Annotated in this window: 17 protein-coding genes; 5 read left to right on the plus strand and 12 right to left on the minus strand. The window is 38.1% G+C overall.

Annotation, left to right across the window (positions count from 1 at the left end):
* Positions 1–347: 347 nt before the first annotated feature.
* The 7 genes from K7X70_RS07900 to K7X70_RS07930 form a co-directional block, all read right to left on the minus strand.
* Positions 348–758, minus strand: coding sequence for an organic hydroperoxide resistance protein (locus K7X70_RS07900; RefSeq protein WP_222536549.1), 411 nt, complete (start codon positions 756–758; stop codon positions 348–350).
* Positions 759–809: 51 nt separating this feature from the next.
* Positions 810–2972 (minus strand): FUSC family protein, encoded by a 2163-nt coding sequence (locus K7X70_RS07905; protein ID WP_222536550.1) that lies wholly within the window; start codon positions 2970–2972, stop codon positions 810–812.
* A gap of 624 nt (positions 2973–3596) precedes the next feature.
* Entirely contained in the window at positions 3597–4745 is a 1149-nt protein-coding gene (locus K7X70_RS07910; RefSeq protein ID WP_222536551.1) for a tetratricopeptide repeat protein, read from the minus strand.
* A gap of 87 nt (positions 4746–4832) precedes the next feature.
* The gene (locus K7X70_RS07915) at positions 4833–5918 is read right to left on the minus strand and encodes a tetratricopeptide repeat protein (RefSeq protein WP_222536552.1); all 1086 of its coding nucleotides are present in this window, start codon (positions 5916–5918) and stop codon (positions 4833–4835) included.
* Positions 5919–5942: 24 nt separating this feature from the next.
* Positions 5943–8567 carry a DNA gyrase subunit A gene (gyrA, locus tag K7X70_RS07920; RefSeq protein WP_222536553.1) on the minus strand — a complete coding sequence of 875 codons (2625 nt, stop codon included), beginning with the start codon at positions 8565–8567 and terminating at the stop codon, positions 5943–5945.
* Between the two features lie 131 nt (positions 8568–8698).
* Positions 8699–9595 (minus strand): oxygen-dependent coproporphyrinogen oxidase, encoded by an 897-nt coding sequence (gene hemF, locus K7X70_RS07925; RefSeq protein WP_222536554.1) that lies wholly within the window; start codon positions 9593–9595, stop codon positions 8699–8701.
* A gap of 103 nt (positions 9596–9698) precedes the next feature.
* Positions 9699–10010 carry a phosphoribosylpyrophosphate synthetase gene (locus tag K7X70_RS07930; RefSeq protein WP_222536555.1) on the minus strand — a complete coding sequence of 104 codons (312 nt, stop codon included), beginning with the start codon at positions 10008–10010 and terminating at the stop codon, positions 9699–9701.
* 82 nt (positions 10011–10092) lie between these two features.
* Between K7X70_RS07930 and K7X70_RS07935 the strand changes: the two genes are divergently transcribed.
* From K7X70_RS07935 to K7X70_RS07945, 3 genes are read left to right on the plus strand one after another with little or no spacing between them, the layout of a single operon-like run.
* Complete coding sequence (locus tag K7X70_RS07935) at positions 10093–10578, plus strand: DUF4442 domain-containing protein (protein ID WP_222536556.1); 486 nt, start codon at positions 10093–10095, stop codon at positions 10576–10578.
* 3 nt (positions 10579–10581) lie between these two features.
* Positions 10582–11226, plus strand: coding sequence for an AlbA family DNA-binding domain-containing protein (locus K7X70_RS07940; protein WP_222536557.1), 645 nt, complete (start codon positions 10582–10584; stop codon positions 11224–11226).
* A 27-nt stretch (positions 11227–11253) separates the two neighbouring features.
* Entirely contained in the window at positions 11254–12636 is a 1383-nt protein-coding gene (locus K7X70_RS07945) for an MATE family efflux transporter (RefSeq protein ID WP_255606985.1), read from the plus strand.
* A 48-nt stretch (positions 12637–12684) separates the two neighbouring features.
* Here K7X70_RS07945 and mgtE read toward each other — a convergent pair whose 3' ends face one another.
* From mgtE to K7X70_RS07960, 3 genes are read right to left on the minus strand one after another with little or no spacing between them, the layout of a single operon-like run.
* Positions 12685–14034 (minus strand): magnesium transporter, encoded by a 1350-nt coding sequence (mgtE, locus tag K7X70_RS07950; protein WP_222536558.1) that lies wholly within the window; start codon positions 14032–14034, stop codon positions 12685–12687.
* 27 nt (positions 14035–14061) lie between these two features.
* Positions 14062–15180, minus strand: a complete 1119-nt coding sequence (gene corA / locus K7X70_RS07955; RefSeq protein ID WP_222536559.1) for a magnesium/cobalt transporter CorA — start codon at positions 15178–15180, stop codon at positions 14062–14064.
* A 2-nt stretch (positions 15181–15182) separates the two neighbouring features.
* Positions 15183–15788, minus strand: coding sequence for a WbqC family protein (locus tag K7X70_RS07960; protein ID WP_222536560.1), 606 nt, complete (start codon positions 15786–15788; stop codon positions 15183–15185).
* Positions 15789–15889: 101 nt separating this feature from the next.
* On the opposite strand from K7X70_RS07960, the gene K7X70_RS07965 reads away from it, so the two are divergent.
* Together K7X70_RS07965 and K7X70_RS07970 are read left to right on the plus strand one after the other, a co-directional pair.
* Entirely contained in the window at positions 15890–16708 is an 819-nt protein-coding gene (locus K7X70_RS07965; protein ID WP_255606986.1) for a lysophospholipid acyltransferase family protein, read from the plus strand.
* Entirely contained in the window at positions 16705–17724 is a 1020-nt protein-coding gene (locus K7X70_RS07970; protein ID WP_222537138.1) for a glycosyltransferase family 2 protein, read from the plus strand. The genes K7X70_RS07965 and K7X70_RS07970 overlap by 4 nt, the downstream gene beginning before the upstream one ends.
* A 75-nt stretch (positions 17725–17799) precedes the next feature.
* On the opposite strand, the gene K7X70_RS07975 is transcribed toward K7X70_RS07970, so the two are convergent.
* Both K7X70_RS07975 and aroQ read right to left on the minus strand, forming a co-directional pair.
* Positions 17800–18759, minus strand: a complete 960-nt coding sequence (locus K7X70_RS07975) for a M20/M25/M40 family metallo-hydrolase (RefSeq protein WP_222536562.1) — start codon at positions 18757–18759, stop codon at positions 17800–17802.
* Between the two features lie 9 nt (positions 18760–18768).
* A complete protein-coding gene (aroQ, locus tag K7X70_RS07980) occupies positions 18769–19188 on the minus strand; it encodes a type II 3-dehydroquinate dehydratase (protein WP_187665341.1) in 420 nt (139 codons plus the stop codon).
* Between the last annotated feature and the right edge of the window lies 1 nt (position 19189).

The following is a 19189-nucleotide window of genomic DNA, read 5'->3' on the forward strand; positions in this document are numbered from 1 at the left end:
TCATCTTGAAAGAAGATGGTCTAATCAACGAACCTTATAAAGTCTATTGATTTAGTAGACAATAATATGCTAACTTTTCGAATAAACAAAATAATTTGTATTGTTTTAATTGGAATACATGGCTTCACAATAGGATAAACTATTAACTAGCCGATTCTTTATTGAGCTAAACTGTTAAAACAGGCATTAACAAGTAAAAATTATAAAAAGGAGAGGGGGAACTTTTTGATCGAAGAAATATAGGATAGCAGTGGCCATCCATCTATAGAATTTAGAAAAAGACAAAGGGTCCTGAAACTAACTTCAGGACCCTTTGTCTTTTATGATATAATTTTTGAGTTTATGATTTAAATCGCAGTTACACGAGTTTCAATGTTACCTCTGGTTGCTTTTGAATAAGGACAAGCACGATGCGCTTTGTCTGCTAATTTTTGAGCTTCTTCTGTAGTGATACCAGGAATGTGTACATCCAGATCAGCTGACAATACAAAAGAGTTGTCATCCTTGTTAAAAGACACATGTACTTCTACAGTAGCTTCAGAAACATCTACACCATCATTTGCGGCTATGGAACCTAAAGCTCCCAAATAACATGGACCCCATGCTGCTGCAAATAATTGCTCAGGATTAGTGGCGCCACCTTGTCCGCCCATTTCCCTTGGTTTTCTTAAGTCAAATTCTATTGTTCCATCGCTTGATTTGATATGTCCGTCGCGGCCACCTTTTGCTGTAACGGAAGCGGTATATATTTTTTCCATAATTTCATTTAAATTTAATACCACTACAACAGTTCTTAATGAGCTAAAGTTTTAGATTTTAATTTTTTCACATAGCTTAAAGATATCATAAGCTACTTTTTGAATCAAATCAAACTGTTCATGTATAATATCATCATTGCCATTTTGATATTGATTTTTGCTTTTTACCGGCTGTCTGATCAAAGGGACATTACTCAAAGAATTACTATGATTATTTAATACTTCAATTGATAAATTCATCAAATAGGTAGTGTTATTTACCACTGGCTTAAGATCTTCGTAATTTGAAATCTTAAAGGCATGTTCCTTGTTATATAAGGAAAGCGTAGCTACATAAGACGATAACAGGTGATTTAAAGCTGTAAACTGATGCAGTTCCTTCATTCGTAACTGCTTGCTTTTAGGTTCTGAAAACATGCGTTGAAATAGGGAGGCTAAATTGGCCGTCGTTACATACACTTCTTTCCTGGCCACCTTATAATTAGTGAGGTTATGCGCTTCATCTGTATACAAAAAGGTAACTTGTTCAAAATAATTCATGTTCGCTTTTAGTGTATCTAACATGGCCTCTTTTAGTTTTTGGTGTTCCCAGTTCGGAAATAAAGAATAACTTGCTAATAAGGCGATTCCTGAGCCAATCAGGGTATCATAAATGCGTTCACGCGCGACAGATAATCCACCCATACCAAGAAAGTCGAAAAGAACCAAAATATATGGGGTCATAAATAAAACACTTACCACATAGTTTTTACGCTGAAAGCTATAACAGCCAATCATGCAGAAAAGCAGAATGATAAATAAAGTATGTTTATCCTGTACATAAACCAATATTCCCATTCCAATAAATGCGCCGATTACCGTACCGATTAATCGCTCATAGTTTCGCTTTTTTGTCAGGCTAAAACCAGGTTTGGAGATTACGAGAATGGTTAATAAAATCCAGTAACTATGGGAGAAATTCAATAGCCTGGCCACTACAAATCCGACCAACATTACGATCGCTACCCTTAAAGAATGTCGGAATGTGGAGGAGGTAAAGGTTAAATTTTCAAACAGTAATTTTAAATCAATAGGCTGTCTAGTGATAAAACGCTCTACATCAATCTCTCTGGGCTTTAGGTTTTTCTTTTCTTTTTTATTAAAATAACCATTGATCGTCTTCACTCTGGAGAGTATATTCTCAATATTTACCTCTATATTTTTAAGCGCAATAATTCCTAAAGTATTGTATTTTCCTTCTGTATTATTACTTTCAAGGGCAGTAATTTCATTTCTAAGTCGCTCTACATCTTGAATTAATGAGGTTGGAAGCTTAGGGACACCGCCACTTTTTAAAGCAAATGCAATCTCATCTAATTCATCGGCGATCTTGATGATAACAGATTCATAATTTGCTAAAATACCTGATTCGTCAAATTGCTCATGGAGTTGTTCATAGTTATAATAAGTAGACATGACCTGTTCAAAAAGATCCACCATATCCACAAATACCAGTAAGAGAAAACGCCCTTCCGGAGTAGATTCTCTAATGATTTCTCTGGTTTTAAACAATACTTCACGAACAGCATCCTGCTTTTCATGAACCAGTACCTGCAGCTGTAATAGCTTTGCATAGTTTGCATCGTAGTCTGTGTTCTGGTGATAAAATCTGGCTTTTGCCCTTAAAAATTCAGAAATTTCATGGATGGAATCACTTAAAGTTTGCTGAACCAAGCGAAACGGCCTAATTCTGTACACAAAATAGCTCAGCAAAGTGTACCAAATACTACCTATAAAAATGAGCAATGCGAATACCAGCACCTCTTTCCATGGCCTCACATCATCAATACTCAATACCATAATGAGTAGGGCAGCGGTACCAATCGCAGCAGATCTTAATCCATACAAAAAAAACATAGAAAAGATGAAACTACAGATAAAAAGCAGAGCGCCAATGAAATAGACATTACTATTGGTTAAGCCTACAACAATTGAAATGAGCGTGATCAAACCAGTTGTGATCAGCATGGCATTTCTTCGGTGGACAATTGGGCCTGGAGTATCTACAACGCTCACGCACAAAGCGCCTAAGGACAAGGTCATTCCGTATTGCAGCAGACCAAATTGAGCAAGAATAAGTGAAGGACAAAGTACCCCGATAGTAATTCTGAGGCCATCAGCGAAATAGGTGCTTAATAAAAAATCCTGGATGCTTCTGATTGGACGATTGAACATAGCGTAAAAATAGATTTACAATCATCAATTGTGCCATTAACAACTGCTTTATGCAAAATAACAAAATCATACCACAGTATTAACATATATTGCCTCGTATCTAATAAAAATTTTATTTCTGATAATATTACTTTAAGAAATGTAAACGTTTTTATCCATTTTAGTTCTTGAAAAGAATTTATCCTTGATAAAACGGCCGTAATAGACATTTAGAGCGCTCAATTTCTGTTATTTAGAATTTGAGCCAGGATCGAGGTTAAAATAAGGCATGTAGTATAGGTTGAATGTACCTTAAACTGCTTTAAATCAGCTAAATAAATTTTTTTTGTATGATGCGGCAGTCATGACGAAGCTGATATTTATTCGTTAGGATATAAAGCAAGAATATTAAATAATTTTAGGATCTTTCAGGATCGCTGAGAATCGCGTATAATTAAATTCCAAGGCAGAACACTGGAATATCAAAACGTAGGACACTAAATTGGTTCCAGGCCCTCTACAATATTCTTTTTTATATTATGTCTGATAATTAATATTATGTTAAGTAGTGTTTTACAACAACCTATTCTTAGGCTGTATGTATGAATAATCAAGATCGATCTGGAATAATAAAGATGATGAGTTTTAAAACTCTTCGAGCTTCCCTTTCAGCTCTTGAACTTTATCAAGTCTGTTTTTTCTCGTGTAAATATCAATCAGTAATTGAACAGTAGATTTGTCATTCTGATTGATTTCATGAGCTTGTAATAAAGCAATTTCAGCACGGTTGATTAAGGATGTAAACGATGGTCCGCTATCATTCTTTTTGGCCTTTAGCGATTCGTTTGCAGCGTTAATATAAGCGATTCCTAATTGATGCAGCGCGTCAAAATAATTCTCATCGATACTCAAAGCTTTGTTATAAGCCAATATTGCAGTGTTGTTATTTGATTTAGTTTGATGTAAATATCCATAAAGAAAATACAGCAGTTTGTTTTTACTCTCTACTTTTAACGTAGCTTCAATAACACGAATTGCATCGTCATATTTTTCTGTATCTAACAGCAGATTGATGTAATCATTGGTCAGGTAAATATTATAAGGGTTCACTTTTATGCCATCCTCTAATGATTTCAAGGCCAACTCATGTTCAAATTTAGAAGAATATATACCGCTTAGCTTTTGATAGACGATCGGATTTTTAATTCCGTTATCTTTAGCCCTTTTATAATAGACCAATGCTTTGTCTAAAGACTGCATATTCTGTGCGGCTAAGGCCGTATTAATGGCTAAAGTGGTATCTTTTGGAAAGAAATCACTTACTTCTTTTAATAGCTCATACGCTGTGCTAAAATCATTACTTGCAAAAGCAGTATTTCCTTTATCTTGTTTTTTAATATTCACATTGTACACTGCCGCAGAAATCAGCTGTGTATTTGCCTGGAATTTATCCAGTCTTTTGGCTGAGTCAATTGCTTCCACAGCTAAGGTATAATAACGATCAGAATTACTCACATCCGCATCAATAATAGATACGTACGCGCTTAAATAAGCTTTAATTGCCCAGGTTTCCGGCCATTTTTTCGTCTTCTTGTCATTCTGTGCAGCTTCAGCTGCTTTAATCCCCTCTCCTAGTATACTCAGCTGTTTTTTTTCATCCTGTTTACCAGCAATAGCCAGTTGAAGTTTTCCGACGCTATTTCTCGCAATTTGTAATTGGCTTTTTTGCGAAAAAGCATGGTTAGCACTCAATAAAACCAGGATAGCAGCATTAAATAAATAGATCTTTTTCATACTAGGGTGTGTTCTAGCTACAAACTTATAAAAAAAAAGGAGGGATAAAAATTACCCCTCCTTTTTAATATGATTAATGCTTCCTAATTAAGGCTGTGTAGCTCTTAAAGCGTCTAATTTTTTCTTCGTCGCTTCATAGTTCACCTTGTCATCTTTAAATAAATAAATGATTTTCAAGTTCTCTAATGCATTTTCATTTTTAGGATCCAACTCTAACGCTGCTTTGTAGTAAGGAGTTGACTGATCAATAAACGCGATCATCTTTGCACTGATGGCATTGAATTCTTTCGTTTTTTTAGGGTCAATTTTATTTCTCTCCGTTTGTAAGGCTAAAGCTTGTTTATAGTAAGTATCACCTAATAAATATTGATAAATTGCATTTTTTGGATCTTTTGCAATTAATTTAGTCAACATCTCTTGAGATTTAGCAATGTTACCAGATTTGATATAAAGATCAGTTTCTAAACCGATGAAGTAAGAATCATCAGGGAATTTGCTTCCTGCTTCTTTTAATAGAGCTAAGCCTGCAACACTGTCTTTCAGTTTATCAAAAGTAATATTTACGATTTCAGAATAAAGAACTTTTGAGTCTTTATAACCTAAATCAATTGCTTTTTTGAAATTTCTAACTACCTCTGGATAGTTTTCTATTGATTTCGCGGTTACACCAGCGTTCACATACATAGAAGTATCTGTTGGGTTTTTAGTGGTTACTTCATTAAAGGCTGCTAATGCACTTGCGAAATCTTTTTTGTTATAAGCAAAAATTGCACGATTTCTCAAAGCATTATCCACATTGATTTCTGCTTGCTGAATATTGTCCTTCTCTGCATTTTTAGTATCTAAAGCCTTTGCTTTAACGATTGCTTCTTCTGCAATCTTTTGGTTTGCTTTAGCATTGTTAAGATCCAAGGAATCTACCAATGCAATTCTAGATGCAAATAAGGCTCTATAAGACCATGCTTCTGGCATGTCCTTAGATTTCTCATGAACAATCGCTTTATCAGTATGGGCTAAACCTTCATTTAAGGTCTTCAAATTGTCTGCTAAAGTTGATGTTTTTGCAATAGCCAACAATGTCCATGCTTTTTTGGCTTCGTTTACTTCACTTTTTTGCGCATTTGCATAGGTGGCAGCACCTACTAATAGCATACTAAAAAGTACTTTTTTCATCTTGTTAATTTATGGGTCAAAAATTTAATTTTCTTCTTCTTCTGTATCATCTTCAGCCTCTTCATCATCTTCTTCTGTTTCTTCTTCCTCTTCGATGATTTCTTCTGATTCTGATCCTGCAATTTCGTCAGTAACGATAGCATCATTTACTACAACTGCGCCTTCTTCTCCCTCTTCCAATTCAACTTCTTCGTCTTCATGTTCGATTTTAGCAACAGATGCAATTTCGTCATTTCCTTTCAGGTTGATTAAGCGCACCCCTTGAGTTGCTCTTCCCATTACCCTTAATTGGCTAACAACAATTCGGATCACGATACCTGATTTGTTGATGATCATTAAATCATCCGCATCAGTTACGTTTTTAATGGCTACTAATGCACCGGTTTTTTCCGTTACACTAATGGTTTTAACACCTTTACCACCTCTATTTGTAACGCGGTAATCTTCAATATCAGTACGTTTACCGTATCCTTTTTCTGAAACTACCAAAATAGTTACACCCGGATCATCAACAGCAATCATGCCAACAACCTCATCCTGGTCATGTGCAAGCGTTACACCTCTTACTCCGGTTGCAGTTCTACCCATTGGTCTCACCTTCTCCTCATTGAAACGAATTGCCCTTCCAGAACGCAGCGCCATAACAATTTCGCTCTTTCCAGTTGTTAAACTTGCTTCTAGAAGTTGATCACCTTCGTTGATGTTAATCGCATTTATACCATTTACACGTGGTCTTGAATAAGCTTCTAAAGAGGTCTTTTTGATCGTTCCCTTTTTAGTACACATGATAATGTAATTGTTTTCCAGATACTCCTGGTCCTTCAAATTCTTTACCTTAATGTATGCTTTGATTTTTTCCTCTTTAGGAATATTGATGATGTTCTGAATTGCTCTACCCTTACTTAGTCTCGATCCTTCAGGAATTTCATAAACTCTCAACCAGAAACAACGTCCTGATTCTGTAAAGAACAACATGTAATTGTGGTTTGAAGCCACCAATAGGTGCTCAATGAAATCTTCATTTCTTGAATCACTACCTTTAGATCCTTTACCACCTCTACCTTGAGTACGGTATTCAGTTGCAGGCGTACGTTTGATATAACCTTCATGTGAAATCGTGATCACTACGTCTTCATCTTCGATGAAATCTTCCATGCTCATGTCTTCTGCAGAATGTACGATCTGAGTTCTACGCTCATCACCATATTTCTCCATCATTTCAGTCAACTCATCCTTAATGATTTTCATACGTAAATCTTCTGAATCCAGAATAGATTGTAAGTACTCAATAGTTTTCATTAATTCCTCGAATTCTTCTTTGATTTTATCGCGTTCCAGACCTGTTAACCTACGTAAGGTCATGTCAAGGATTGCTCTGGCTTGAATATCACTCAAACCGAATTTCTCCATTAATCCTACTCTGGCTTCCTCAGGCGTATTAGAAGCACGAATTAATTTAATTACTTCTTCAATATGATCCAAAGCAATTAATAAACCTTCCAGAATATGCGCTCTTTTCTTAGCTTCTGCAAGTTCAAATTTCGTTCTTCTCACCACTACATCATGTCTGTGGTCAACGAAATGACGAATCAAATCTTTCACGTTCAGCATTTGCGGTCTGCCATTGACAAGCGCAATATTGTTGACACTGAATGAAGTTTGTAAAGCAGTCTGTTTGAATAGATTATTTAAAACAATTGAAGCATTCGCATCACGTTTAATTTCATAAACGATACGGATACCATCTTTGTTAGATTCATCTTTAATATTGGAAATACCTTCGATTTTTTTCTCACCTACCAGTTCAGCGGTACGCTCAATCATCATCGCTTTATTTACCTGATAAGGGATTTCTGTAACGATAATCGTTTCACGATCTTTATGCGTTTCAATCTCTGCTTTGGCACGCATTACAATACGGCCTCTACCTGTTTCGAAAGCTTCCTGAACACCTGTGTAGCCATAAATAATTGCTCCTGTAGGAAAATCAGGTGCCTTTATGTGCTTCATTAATTCAGCTATAGTGATTTCTTTGTTTTCGATGTAGGCAATGGTTCCGTTGATTACCTCAGTAATGTTGTGTGGCGGCATATTTGTAGCCATACCCACCGCAATACCTGAAGAACCATTGATCAATAAGTTTGGAACTTTAGCTGGAAGAACCGTTGGCTCTTGCAGGGAATCATCAAAGTTAAGCTGGAAATCTACGGTATCTTTATTGATATCGGCAAGCATATCTTCTGCGATCTTCTGGAAACGGGCCTCCGTATAACGCATTGCTGCAGGAGAGTCACCATCAATAGATCCAAAGTTACCTTGTCCTTCTACCATCAGGTATCTCAAACTCCACTCCTGAGCCATCCTTACCATCGTATTATAAACTGAGGCATCACCATGTGGGTGATACTTACCTAAAACCTCCCCAACAATACGGGCAGATTTCTTATAAGGTTTATTGTTTGCAAGTCCCAGATCCAGCATTCCGTATAAAACACGGCGGTGAACTGGTTTTAATCCATCACGAACATCAGGTAAAGCCCTTGATACAATAACCGACATCGAATAATCGATGTAAGCGGATTTCATCTGCTCGTCAATATTGATTTTTATTATTTTGTCGTTTTCTTGATTTTCTAAATCTTCTGCCATAAATAGTAATGTTCCCTAAGAACGATTTAAACGTGGTATTCTTATAACCTTGCGAATTTAATAAAAAATGCGCCATAAAGGCGCATTGTGGAAAAAATTTATCGTATATATTTTAGGGCTAAAAAGGGGAATTAAGCCCAGTCAATGCCTTTTTTTAGCTTACTTAAAGTATCTGCTTCCGGGCTATCTGGGATTGGCTGATGATTATACACCCATTTGGCCATTGGTGGTAAGCTCATTAGGATAGATTCGATTCTCCCATTGGTCTCCAGGCCGAATTTAGTTCCTGCATCATACACTAAATTGAACTCTGCATAACGGGACCTTCTCAAGTACTGCCACTCCTGTTCTTCAACACTAAAATCAGCGTCACGATTCCTGTCGATCAACTCTGTATAGGCAGGAAGGAACGTATTTCCTACGGCTTCAGAAAAGCTCAGTAAACGGTCAAAATCCAATCCTGTGTTCTCTGGTTTTAGTTTATCATAAAAAATACCGCCAACACCCCGAGTTTCTTCTCTATGCTTGATGAAAAAATAATCATCTGCATGTGCTTTAAATTTAGGATAAAAAGAAGCATCAAACTCATCACAAGTCTGTTTCAGCAAATGATGAAAAAAGCGAACATCCGTATCAATTACATAATGAGGCGTCAGGTCTATCCCGCCACCAAACCAACGGGTCTGGTCATCCATCTCAAAATAACGAATATTCATGTGTATAATAGGCACGAAGGGATTATTAGGGTGCATCACAATAGAAACCCCGGTTGCAAAGAATTCATCGCTATCCAGCTTAAAAGACTTCTTTATTGCGTCCGGCAATTTACCATGTACCGCGGAGAAGTTTACGCCCCCTTTTTCGATTACATTTCCATTTTGCAGAATTCTTGTCCTGCCGCCACCGCCACCTTCACGGCTCCATATTTCTTCTTCAAATTTTCCTTTACCATCAGATTGTTCTAAACCCTGGCAAATGGAGTCCTGAATTTTCTGGAAAGCTGCGACTACTTTATCTTTAAATACCATTTCTCTTAAACTTATCCTCAAAGTTAACTTTATAAAAATTGCCTTTGAGCTTTAAGTTGAGATAGTACATTTTTTTGACATAATGGCCAGAAAACAGCTATTTTTAAGAATCGTGGTGCATTTTCAACTTATCTAAGAGCTCCGGGGAAATGTTTTCAGCATAGACCCCATAAGCATCAATTAATACTCCTTTCAGATTCCCTACCGGAGAAGAAATCGCATAAATCACGGCACTGTCGCCCGGATCATTCATCCCTTCAAAACGGTAAAATTCATCAATTTCAAACTCTTCAGGCATCAGCTGCAAATCGATCGCTTTACATTCGATGCAATCTGGCGCCAGGATGAAATCATGCTCATAACCTCTCTTCTCAAGATCGGCAACAGCAGCGGTAAGGGTGTCATAAATATACATAGCTCTAATTTAATTAAAAATAATTGTAGTATGTGTCTTTTTAAATTTCATAGTTCAATAAACTTTCTGATATTTAAGCATCATGGTTGTATCAGAAAAAACGCTAAAATGGGGACTTTGTTTGTATCCACCTTTATTATTCCAGCGTATTTGGGTAAAAAGATTCCATAAAGGTTTTCGAAGTGTAGATGTAAAAATCAACAAAAGTCTATTCAATAAGAATTACAATGGATCCATATTCGGAGGAACGATTTATGCCGCTACAGATCCGTTCTATGCTTTATTATTTGATCAGCTGCTCAGGCGTGAAGGCTTTAAAGTCAGAGTCTGGTTGAAAAGTGCTTCCATACAGTACCTGAAGCCGGGGCACGGAGATTTGTTTTTTACCATCACAGTGACAGATGATATGCTGAATGAAGCCATAGAGGCGATGAATACTACAGGTAAATTTGTAAAAGCTTATCCGATGGAAATCACTAATGCAGCAGGCGAATTGTGTGCTACAGTCATGAATGAAATCTATGTACGCAACTTACACCAGGGAGAAAAACCACGTATTGCTTATTAAACTATGAATGTCAAGAAACTTATCCTGCAGGGTGAAGGAACTACCCTTGATTTCAAGAAGACCATTAACAACCATGAAAAGATTGCCCGCAGTATTGTCGCTTTTGCCAATCATAAAGGTGGCCAATTGCTGATTGGCGTAGCCGATGATGGTACGATTAAGGGCGTAAAATCTGAAGATGAAGAAAGATACATGCTGCTCAAATCCGCACAGCAATTCTGCAGGCCAGCAATAGATTTAACTTTCGAAGAAGTATATGTTGAAGATAAACTTGTTCTTATAGTAAATATCAGCGCCAGCGAAACCAAGCCTCATTACGCCTTGGATGAAAATAAGAAGTGGTGGGTTTATTTCAGGATCCAGGATAAAACACTGCTGGCGAGTAAAATTCTGGTAGACGTCATTAAAAAGAGTACAGAGCATCAAAGCAGCCCCATTCCTCATGGAAAAGAGGAAAACATGCTATTTGAATACCTGAAACAGGAAGGGCGCATCACTTTAAAGGAATACAGTAAAATCATCAAATCCTCCTATAAAAAAGCACAAAAGATATTAGTGTCCCAAATTCTTGGAGGCGCCATTCGACCCCATAGCTCGGAAAAGGAAGAATATTTTACATCAATTCCACAACAACTTCAGGTTAAATAATCCCTACCTCAAAAAATCAGGATAGAAATGCCGACTTTTGTAGCAATGCTACAAACACTTTATTCAAAATATAAACCCTATTATTCCGATAACCTGCGATTGGCCATGCCGATTGTGGTGTCACAATTGGGACATACCCTTGTTCATTTAGCCGACAGTGTAATTGTTGGGCATTTCGCCGGTACGATTCAACTCGCGGCAGTCTCTCTCGTCAATAGTCTTTTTATGCTCATCCTCGTGATTGGAATGGGGATTTCTTATGGATTAACCCCACTGATGGCACAAGAAAATGGGCGTAAAAACTATGATGAATGCGGTAAATTACTATCCAACAGTTTAATCATTAACATCATTACCTCTATTTTACTCTATGGTTTTGTTCACCTTGGAACTTTACTTGTCATCGACCATCTCGGACAATCACCGGAAGTAGTGGCTTATGCAAAGCCTTATTTAGGTTATCTGGCAATTTCGATTATTCCTTTGATGATCTTTCAAACCTTTAAGCAGTTTGCAGAAGGCCTTGGTTTCACTAAACAAGCGATGTTTGTATCCATCTGGGGAAACCTGCTGAATATTATTTTAGGGATCATCCTGGTCAAAGGAATGTTTGGAATCACTCCTATGGGCGTTAAAGGTGTCGGAATCAGCACACTGGTAGACCGAACCTTAATGGCCATAGTCATGTCTGTTTATGTATTGAAATCTAGATATTTCAAAGACTATATCAAAAGCTTCAAAGTCACTTTCTTCGATAAAGTAAGGGCGCTAAAAATTATCAAAATTGGTGCTCCCGTTGCTTTGCAGTATTCCTTTGAAATCAGCGCATTCAGTGGTGCTGCAATTCTAATAGGTACCATTGGGGCGGTCGAACAAGCAGCACACCAAGTGGCCATTAACCTGGCCTCAGTAACCTATATGATGGCTAGCGGCATCGCATCTGCGGCGACCATCAAAACCGGAAATAATTTTGGGAAAAAGAACTTCCTGGACCTCAGACAATCGGCAATTGCCAGTTATCATGTCATTATTTTGTTCATGAGTATCACTGCAATCCTGTTTATCGTAGCCAACAACCTGCTTCCCTACATTTATACCGAAGATACAGCCGTTATCACTATTGCTGCTCAATTACTGATCATCGCAGGGTTTTTCCAACTTTTTGATGGTACTCAAGTGGTCGGATTAGGCGTTTTAAGAGGAATTGGTGATGTGAATATTCCAACCTTCATCACCTTTGTAGCTTATTGGATCATAGGAATTCCACTCGGATATTTTCTGGGAATTCAATTGGGCTTAGGCGTAAACGGAATATGGTACGGCTTAACATTTGGTTTGCTGACGGCCTCAGTATTACTCTTCCTTAGATTCCAGAATAAAACCAGGGCATTGAATATTAAAGCCACATAAACATTGATTAGGAGTAGCTAATTTTTTGAAGGCCCTGCAGCTTTTAAATTAGAGCAAAAGTTTGCTCGCCAATCCTAAGAGCAGTAAGAATCCGAAAACATCTGTAAATGTGGTGATGATAATAGAAGATGCGATAGCCGGATCAATTCCGACCCTTTTTAAAATCAATGGGATGCCCGCACCAGTTACACCGGCGATTAATAAATTTCCAGTCATCGCCAGAAAAATAACGACGCCCAGCAGCGGGTTGCTGTCAAAAAATATGGCGAACATAAACACGATCAATCCAGTAACCGCACCATTGATCAATCCTACGGTAAACTCTTTCAATACGGTTCGATATGCTTGATTATCGGTTAGGTCGTATAAGGAAATCCTCCTTACGGTAACTGCCAGCGCTTGTGTTGCCGCATTTCCACCCATCCCCGCTATAATTGTCATGTAAGCAGAAAGTACGGCGATCTTTTCAATGGTAGAACCAAAATGCCGCACTACAGCAGATGCTAAAAATGCGGTTCCTAAGTTTAAAATCAACCATGGCAAACGGGATTTCACCGCTTCCACCCAGTTACCACTCAACTCCTCATCCTCAGATACCCCGGAAATTTTCAGGATATCTTCCGTATTTTCATCTTCCAACACGTCAATAACGTCATCGAAAGTAACCCTTCCCAGCAGCTTCATATCATTATCTACAACTGGAATACTGGTGATGTTATATTGAGATATCAACCTGGCCACCTCCTCCTGATCGGTATCTGGTGTTACCCAAGCCACTTCCGCTTTCACTAGCTCAGTAATGTGTACATTTCCTTTTGCCTTAATGATGTCTTTCAAAGAAACAATTCCCTGAAACACATTGTCGTCATCAATTACAAAAATGGTATAGAATTCTTCGATCTCTTCACTCTGGCGAATGATCTCATCAATGGCATCCTTTTTAGTAAGGTTAAGATTGACGCGGATAAACTCGGTGTTCATTAAACCACCCGCGGTCTTCTCGTCGTAGCTCAATAAATTCCGGATATTGGAAGCATCGTCTTCACTTAAATCCTCAAGAATTTCTTTTTGCTCATGTTCTTCCAGCTGAGAAATGATGTCGGTAGCATCATCATAATCCAGCTCTTCTACAATCTCCGTACGTTTATCGGGATGCAGCTGCAGTAATAATTCCTCTGGGTGAGATTCTTCGTGCATCTCAGAAATTACTTCTGATGCGATCTCTACTGGCAAAAGATTAATGATTCGTTCCTGATCTTCTTTGTTGATGCTTTCGAAAAGTATCGCTATTTCTGAGGCATGATACTCCGAAAGAATAACTTTAAGTTGTTCATCATCGCTATTTAAGGCGTTCCTTAATTTAGAAACGTCTGTTTTGTCCAGGTCGAATGATTGCATGTGTTGTCAAAGTTACAATAATCAGGGCTATTTAAACCATCCCTTACGCCAGAAATATATGACCTGCAATACTGCAATAGCAGCCATCACGAGCATCGTATACAAATAACCATTCGCCTGATAAAGCTCTGGCATGTTCTGAGGCAGTAGTTTACCACTGATTGGATCAACGTTTGCAAAGTTCATTCCGTAAATTCCGGCAATGAAAGTTAAAGGAATAAAAATCGAAGAAATGATGGTCAGCACCTTCATAATCTCATTCATCCGGTTGCTGATGATCGACAAATACATGTCTATATTACTTGCAGAAATTTCTTTTAGTGATTCTACAATATCTATAATCTGGATGCAGTGATCGTAAGCATCACGGATATACAGCTTTGTCTGATCAGAAATCAAATGAGAATCGCTGCGTAGGATGTCATTCAATTTATCTCTTTCCGGCCAGGCTACCCTTCTGATATTGATCAGGTTTCTTTTGATCAATTGCGTATCAAACATGACCGACTTATCTGGTTTATCAAATAAACGATCTTCAATGTTGTCTAATTCATCACCCCAGGCCCCCAGAATTTCAAAATAAGTATCTATTATGATGTCCATAAGCGCATACATCAGGTAGCTACTTCCGCCGATCCGGATGTTGCCCTTCCCTATTTTTAATCGGGAACGCACTGGCGCCAGACAGTCCTCATATTTCTCCTGAAAAGTAAACAATGCATTATCAGTTAGTAAAAAAGAATATTGCTGGTTTTCCAGGTTTTGAGCCTCATCCAATTGCAGCATTCTACTCACCGCAAAAACATGATGCGCATACTCTTCTTGCTTTGGCCGCTGATAAGTTCTGGTTATGTCTTCCAGAATCAGTTTATTGACATCGAAATCCCTGCTTAATGTTTCAAACAAAGCCAAAGAATTAAAGCCTTTAATCTCCACCCAAAAGGTATACCTTTTATCTTGCAGCAAGGGCTTCAGCATACTGATGTCATTCAATTCCCGTGATTCATAACTGTCTGCGGTGTATTTGTACAGTGTGATGATGGGTTTTAAAGCATTTGGATCAATATAAATCATCCCCGGACTAGATCCGGCATGAGGCAGCGCTAAATGCTGACGTTTCTTTTTATGCTTTGCTGGTTTAGCCATTTTTAAAAATAAGATTTCGCTTGCGGGCCTTGGTTAAACAACAAGTCCACAATACTTAAGTTTGGCTTAAATCCTTCTCTGTCGTCAAAGACCTGGAAATAAGGTTTAAATTCTCCTGCTGGTTTTTTAAAGACTGGCCCGGAACGGAAATCAAGTGCTGCCGGAACATCATCAAAATATTCCTCAGTCAATTCAAATTTCGGTGTAATTTTCAATTGCTTGAACAGCCAATCCATGATTTCCTGATTGTAATCAAAAAGAGAATCGAATTTCTGGTGGTAAAATCTGGCAAATTCATCCTCGTAATATTCAAAATAAGCGGAATTGCGGTAGCAGCTCTCTAAACTCTTCCAATGCAAGCGCTGCCAGTTGAAATCATTGCTGATTTTAACATCCTTCATTTTGGTGTGTAATTTCTTGCCGCGGATCACAGGAACAATGAGGTCTAAACTCCCATTGGGTGAGTAAATTGAGGCACGATTTCTAAAGGTTTGTTTCGGAAAATGTTCCTCTTTTTCCAGCATAAACTCATTTCCAAAATGTTTCAATTCTTTGAAATAACTTACTGGGGGAAGATAAAAAAGGGGGAATATAGCTAAACTTTGCATCTGTTATTTTATGTTTGCACTCTTAATCCGCCAAAATAATGATAAAAAAAAGCTTTTCTTATATAGGAGTAGTTTTTTTAAACTTTTTATCTCTTCTACCAATGCAGTTGCTATATTTTATTTCAGCAATCTGTTACTATATCCTATATTATGTGGTAGGTTATAGGAAAAAGGTGGTGCGTGAAAACTTAGTTAATTCTTTCCCGGATAAAAGTATGGCAGAAATCATCCGTATAGAAAAAAGATTCTTTAAATATTTCTCTGATTTAACCGTTGAAGTGATCAAAATGCAATCTATTTCTCAGAAGGAAGTCCAGAAACGGGTCAAATTCACTAATCTCCATTTGGTGGAGGACTATTTTAGCAGAGAAGAAAGTGTGCTGGCCTGCACCGGGCATTACGGCAATTGGGAATGGGGAATGCTGGCATTAGGCGCACAGCTTTCCAAGAAAGCTTATGTGATCTATAAACCGCTTAACAATACTGTTTTTGACGATTGGTTTCTCAAAATGAGAAGTAAGTTCGGCAATATTGGCGTACCTATGCGACAAACTTTACGCAGCCTTGCCAGCACCAGAAACGAAGCCACGATGTTCTGCTTTGCAAGTGATCAAAGTCCGGTTCGAGGTGAAGCGCATTATTGGCTAAACTTCCTGCATCAGGATACTGCAGCATTATTGGGACTGGAAAAAATAGCTTTACAAACAAACAGACCTATCTTTTACTTTAAATTGAAATACCTTAAAAGAGGTTATTATGAAGTAGATTGTGTACCCATCTGTCCAGTACCAAAAGAGACAAAAGAACACGAAATTACCGATACCCATTTCAGTTTCCTGGAACAAATAATTAACGAAGAACCGTCTTATTGGCTTTGGAGCCATAGGCGATGGAAAACAAAACGAGAATACGCATCATGACAGCAGCAAGTGTAGCAGTAGTAATTTTAAATTGGAACGGAAAAACACTTCTGGAAAAATTTTTACCGGGTGTAGTGCAGTCCTCCTATCCCAATTTACAAATTATAGTGGGCGACAATGCTTCTACGGATGATTCTGTTGCATTTGTGCGTAAGCACTACCCGGAGATCCGTTTAATTGAAAATGATGGCAATTACGGCTTTGCAGAAGGTTATCGAAGATTATTGGATCAGGTTGATGCAGAATATTATGTATTACTGAATTCTGATGTCGAAGTTCCTGAAAATTGGATCCAGCCAGTGATCGATCTGATGGAAACAGACGATAAAATTGCAGCTGCACAACCAAAGATCAAATGGCAAAAAGACAAGACGAAATTTGAATATGCCGGTGCCGCAGGTGGATACCTGGATTTACACTGTTTTCCATTCTGCAGAGGGCGCTTGTTTGATACCGTAGAAGATGATCATGGCCAGTACAACGACGCAAAAGAGATCTTCTGGGCAAGTGGTGCTGCACTTTTTATTAGAAGCAAATGCTGGAAAGAAGCTGGGGGCTTAGACGCTGACTTTTTCGCACACATGGAAGAAATCGACCTTTGCTGGCGCTTAAAAAATATGGGATATAAAATTATATACTGCCCGGATGCTGAAATATACCATGTTGGTGGTGGTACATTGAATGCCAATAATCCTTATAAAACCTATCTGAATTTTAGAAATAACCTGATTATTATGCAGAAAAACCTGCCTTTGTCAGATGCTTATTTCAGGATCTTCATTCGTTTTTTTATAGACTTCGTAGCCCTGGTTCACTTCCTGGCACAAGGTAAGGTAGATTTCGCAATGGCAGTCAGTAAGGCACATTTTCATTTCTTCCAGATGATATTTACCAATGGAAAGAAAAGGACAAAACAGCAGATTCCTTATCATAAACATACCGGGCAATATTCTTCCAGCATTGTGTACGCTTATTTTATCAAGAAAATCAGGTTTTTTAGCGGATTAGGTATTTAAAAATCCCCCTGCCAACCCATGATAAACAAAGGATTCAGTAAGGGGATATTTAAAGTTTAAGATAGATTTCAAGAATTATTTCTTTTCAGGGACAAAGATAATTGGTTCCGGTCTGTTGGCAACTGTCGTTAGCGCCTTATAGATATAATCACAAACCAGTTTTTCTCCTGGTACATTAATCAATCTTCTATCGTCTTCTGGAGTATGGTATTGAGGATGTCCGCCGGTATGAAATCCTAATACTGGGATATCTTTCTTGTAAAATGATACATGATCAGAACCACCTACATCGTAATGGTTCACGAATGGATGCACACCAATTTCCGGCCCCAGCTTCGTCAATAATTCTACACCGCCATCAAATGTTGCCGCGCCGCCCATATACAGGTGTTTCTCTGAATTCATCCTCCCCACCATATCCATATTGATCATCAGCTTAATCTGAGACAAAGGAATCAGCGGGTGCGCTGTGAAATATTTAGAACCTAATAAACCTTGTTCCTCTGCACCAAAAGCTATCACCATCACACTGCGTTTCAATGTAGCTTTATTTGCAGCCAGCTTTTCTGCGATTTCCAAAAGCGCAGCGGTACCGCTTGCATTGTCATCAGCACCTAAATGAATGCCTACCGTATCTGGTTTTTTAGAGGAAGCCCCTCCCATTCCAAGGTGGTCATAATGCGCACCAATCACAATGAATTCCTGCTTTAAAACTGGATCAGAACCCTCAATATAACCGATTACATTCTGAGTTTTCACATAAGGCGTATCCTGTACCCCTTTTTTAACCCTCATTTTTGCAGTAAATTCCTGGATATAACTTCCATGATAAGCTGCAATTCCTGATTTCTTGAACTGCTTCACCAAATAACGCACTGTCTTTTTGTTTTCTGCAGTTCCAGGAAAACGTCCTTTCATTTGCGGTGATGCTAACGTCCAGATGTGGTCCTTAATTTCCTTTTCAGTAATATCTGCCTGCGCGAATGCAGATGCGCTGATGGCAACGCATACTGCCGATAATAAAATCTTTCTCATTTGCTGATTTTAGCTTTTCAAAAGACTTTCTATTGCTAAACGGTAACCATCCAGGCCAAATCCTGTCAGCACGCCTTTACAGTTTTTTCCGGTTAATGAAACATGTCTATATTCTTCCCTGGCGTAAATATTAGATACGTGAACCTCTATTACAGGTGTATTTATAGCAGCAATCGCATCTGCTAATGCCACAGAAGTATGTGTATACCCTCCTGCATTGATCACAATACCATCATATTCAAAACCAACTTCATGCAATTTATTGATCAGCTCTCCCTCCACATTACTCTGATAGTAATCGATTTGTAGGATGCTGTACATCGTTCTCAATTGTGTGATATATTCATCAAAACCTAAATTTCCATAGATTCCTGGTTCGCGAACGCCTAAAAGGTTTAAATTTGGGCCGTTAATAATTTGTATCTTCATT

The organism is Pedobacter polysacchareus (genome assembly GCF_019802255.1).
Classification (GTDB): domain Bacteria; phylum Bacteroidota; class Bacteroidia; order Sphingobacteriales; family Sphingobacteriaceae; genus Pedobacter; species Pedobacter polysacchareus.

Coding starts and splice junctions, on each gene's coding strand:
- K7X70_RS07900 (WP_222536549.1), bottom strand. CDS start 758: ATGGAAAAAATATATACCGCTTCCGTTACAGCAAAAGGTGGCCGCGAC.
- K7X70_RS07905 (WP_222536550.1), bottom strand. CDS start 2,972: ATGTTCAATCGTCCAATCAGAAGCATCCAGGATTTTTTATTAAGCACC.
- K7X70_RS07910 (WP_222536551.1), bottom strand. CDS start 4,745: ATGAAAAAGATCTATTTATTTAATGCTGCTATCCTGGTTTTATTGAGT.
- K7X70_RS07915 (WP_222536552.1), bottom strand. CDS start 5,918: ATGAAAAAAGTACTTTTTAGTATGCTATTAGTAGGTGCTGCCACCTAT.
- gyrA (WP_222536553.1), bottom strand. CDS start 8,567: ATGGCAGAAGATTTAGAAAATCAAGAAAACGACAAAATAATAAAAATC.
- hemF (WP_222536554.1), bottom strand. CDS start 9,595: ATGGTATTTAAAGATAAAGTAGTCGCAGCTTTCCAGAAAATTCAGGAC.
- K7X70_RS07930 (WP_222536555.1), bottom strand. CDS start 10,010: ATGTATATTTATGACACCCTTACCGCTGCTGTTGCCGATCTTGAGAAG.
- K7X70_RS07935 (WP_222536556.1), top strand. CDS start 10,093: ATGGTTGTATCAGAAAAAACGCTAAAATGGGGACTTTGTTTGTATCCA.
- K7X70_RS07940 (WP_222536557.1), top strand. CDS start 10,582: ATGAATGTCAAGAAACTTATCCTGCAGGGTGAAGGAACTACCCTTGAT.
- K7X70_RS07945 (WP_255606985.1), top strand. CDS start 11,254: ATGCCGACTTTTGTAGCAATGCTACAAACACTTTATTCAAAATATAAA.
- mgtE (WP_222536558.1), bottom strand. CDS start 14,034: ATGCAATCATTCGACCTGGACAAAACAGACGTTTCTAAATTAAGGAAC.
- corA (WP_222536559.1), bottom strand. CDS start 15,180: ATGGCTAAACCAGCAAAGCATAAAAAGAAACGTCAGCATTTAGCGCTG.
- K7X70_RS07960 (WP_222536560.1), bottom strand. CDS start 15,788: ATGCAAAGTTTAGCTATATTCCCCCTTTTTTATCTTCCCCCAGTAAGT.
- K7X70_RS07965 (WP_255606986.1), top strand. CDS start 15,890: ATGCAGTTGCTATATTTTATTTCAGCAATCTGTTACTATATCCTATAT.
- K7X70_RS07970 (WP_222537138.1), top strand. CDS start 16,705: ATGACAGCAGCAAGTGTAGCAGTAGTAATTTTAAATTGGAACGGAAAA.
- K7X70_RS07975 (WP_222536562.1), bottom strand. CDS start 18,759: ATGAGAAAGATTTTATTATCGGCAGTATGCGTTGCCATCAGCGCATCT.
- aroQ (WP_187665341.1), bottom strand. CDS start 19,188: ATGAAGATACAAATTATTAACGGCCCAAATTTAAACCTTTTAGGCGTT.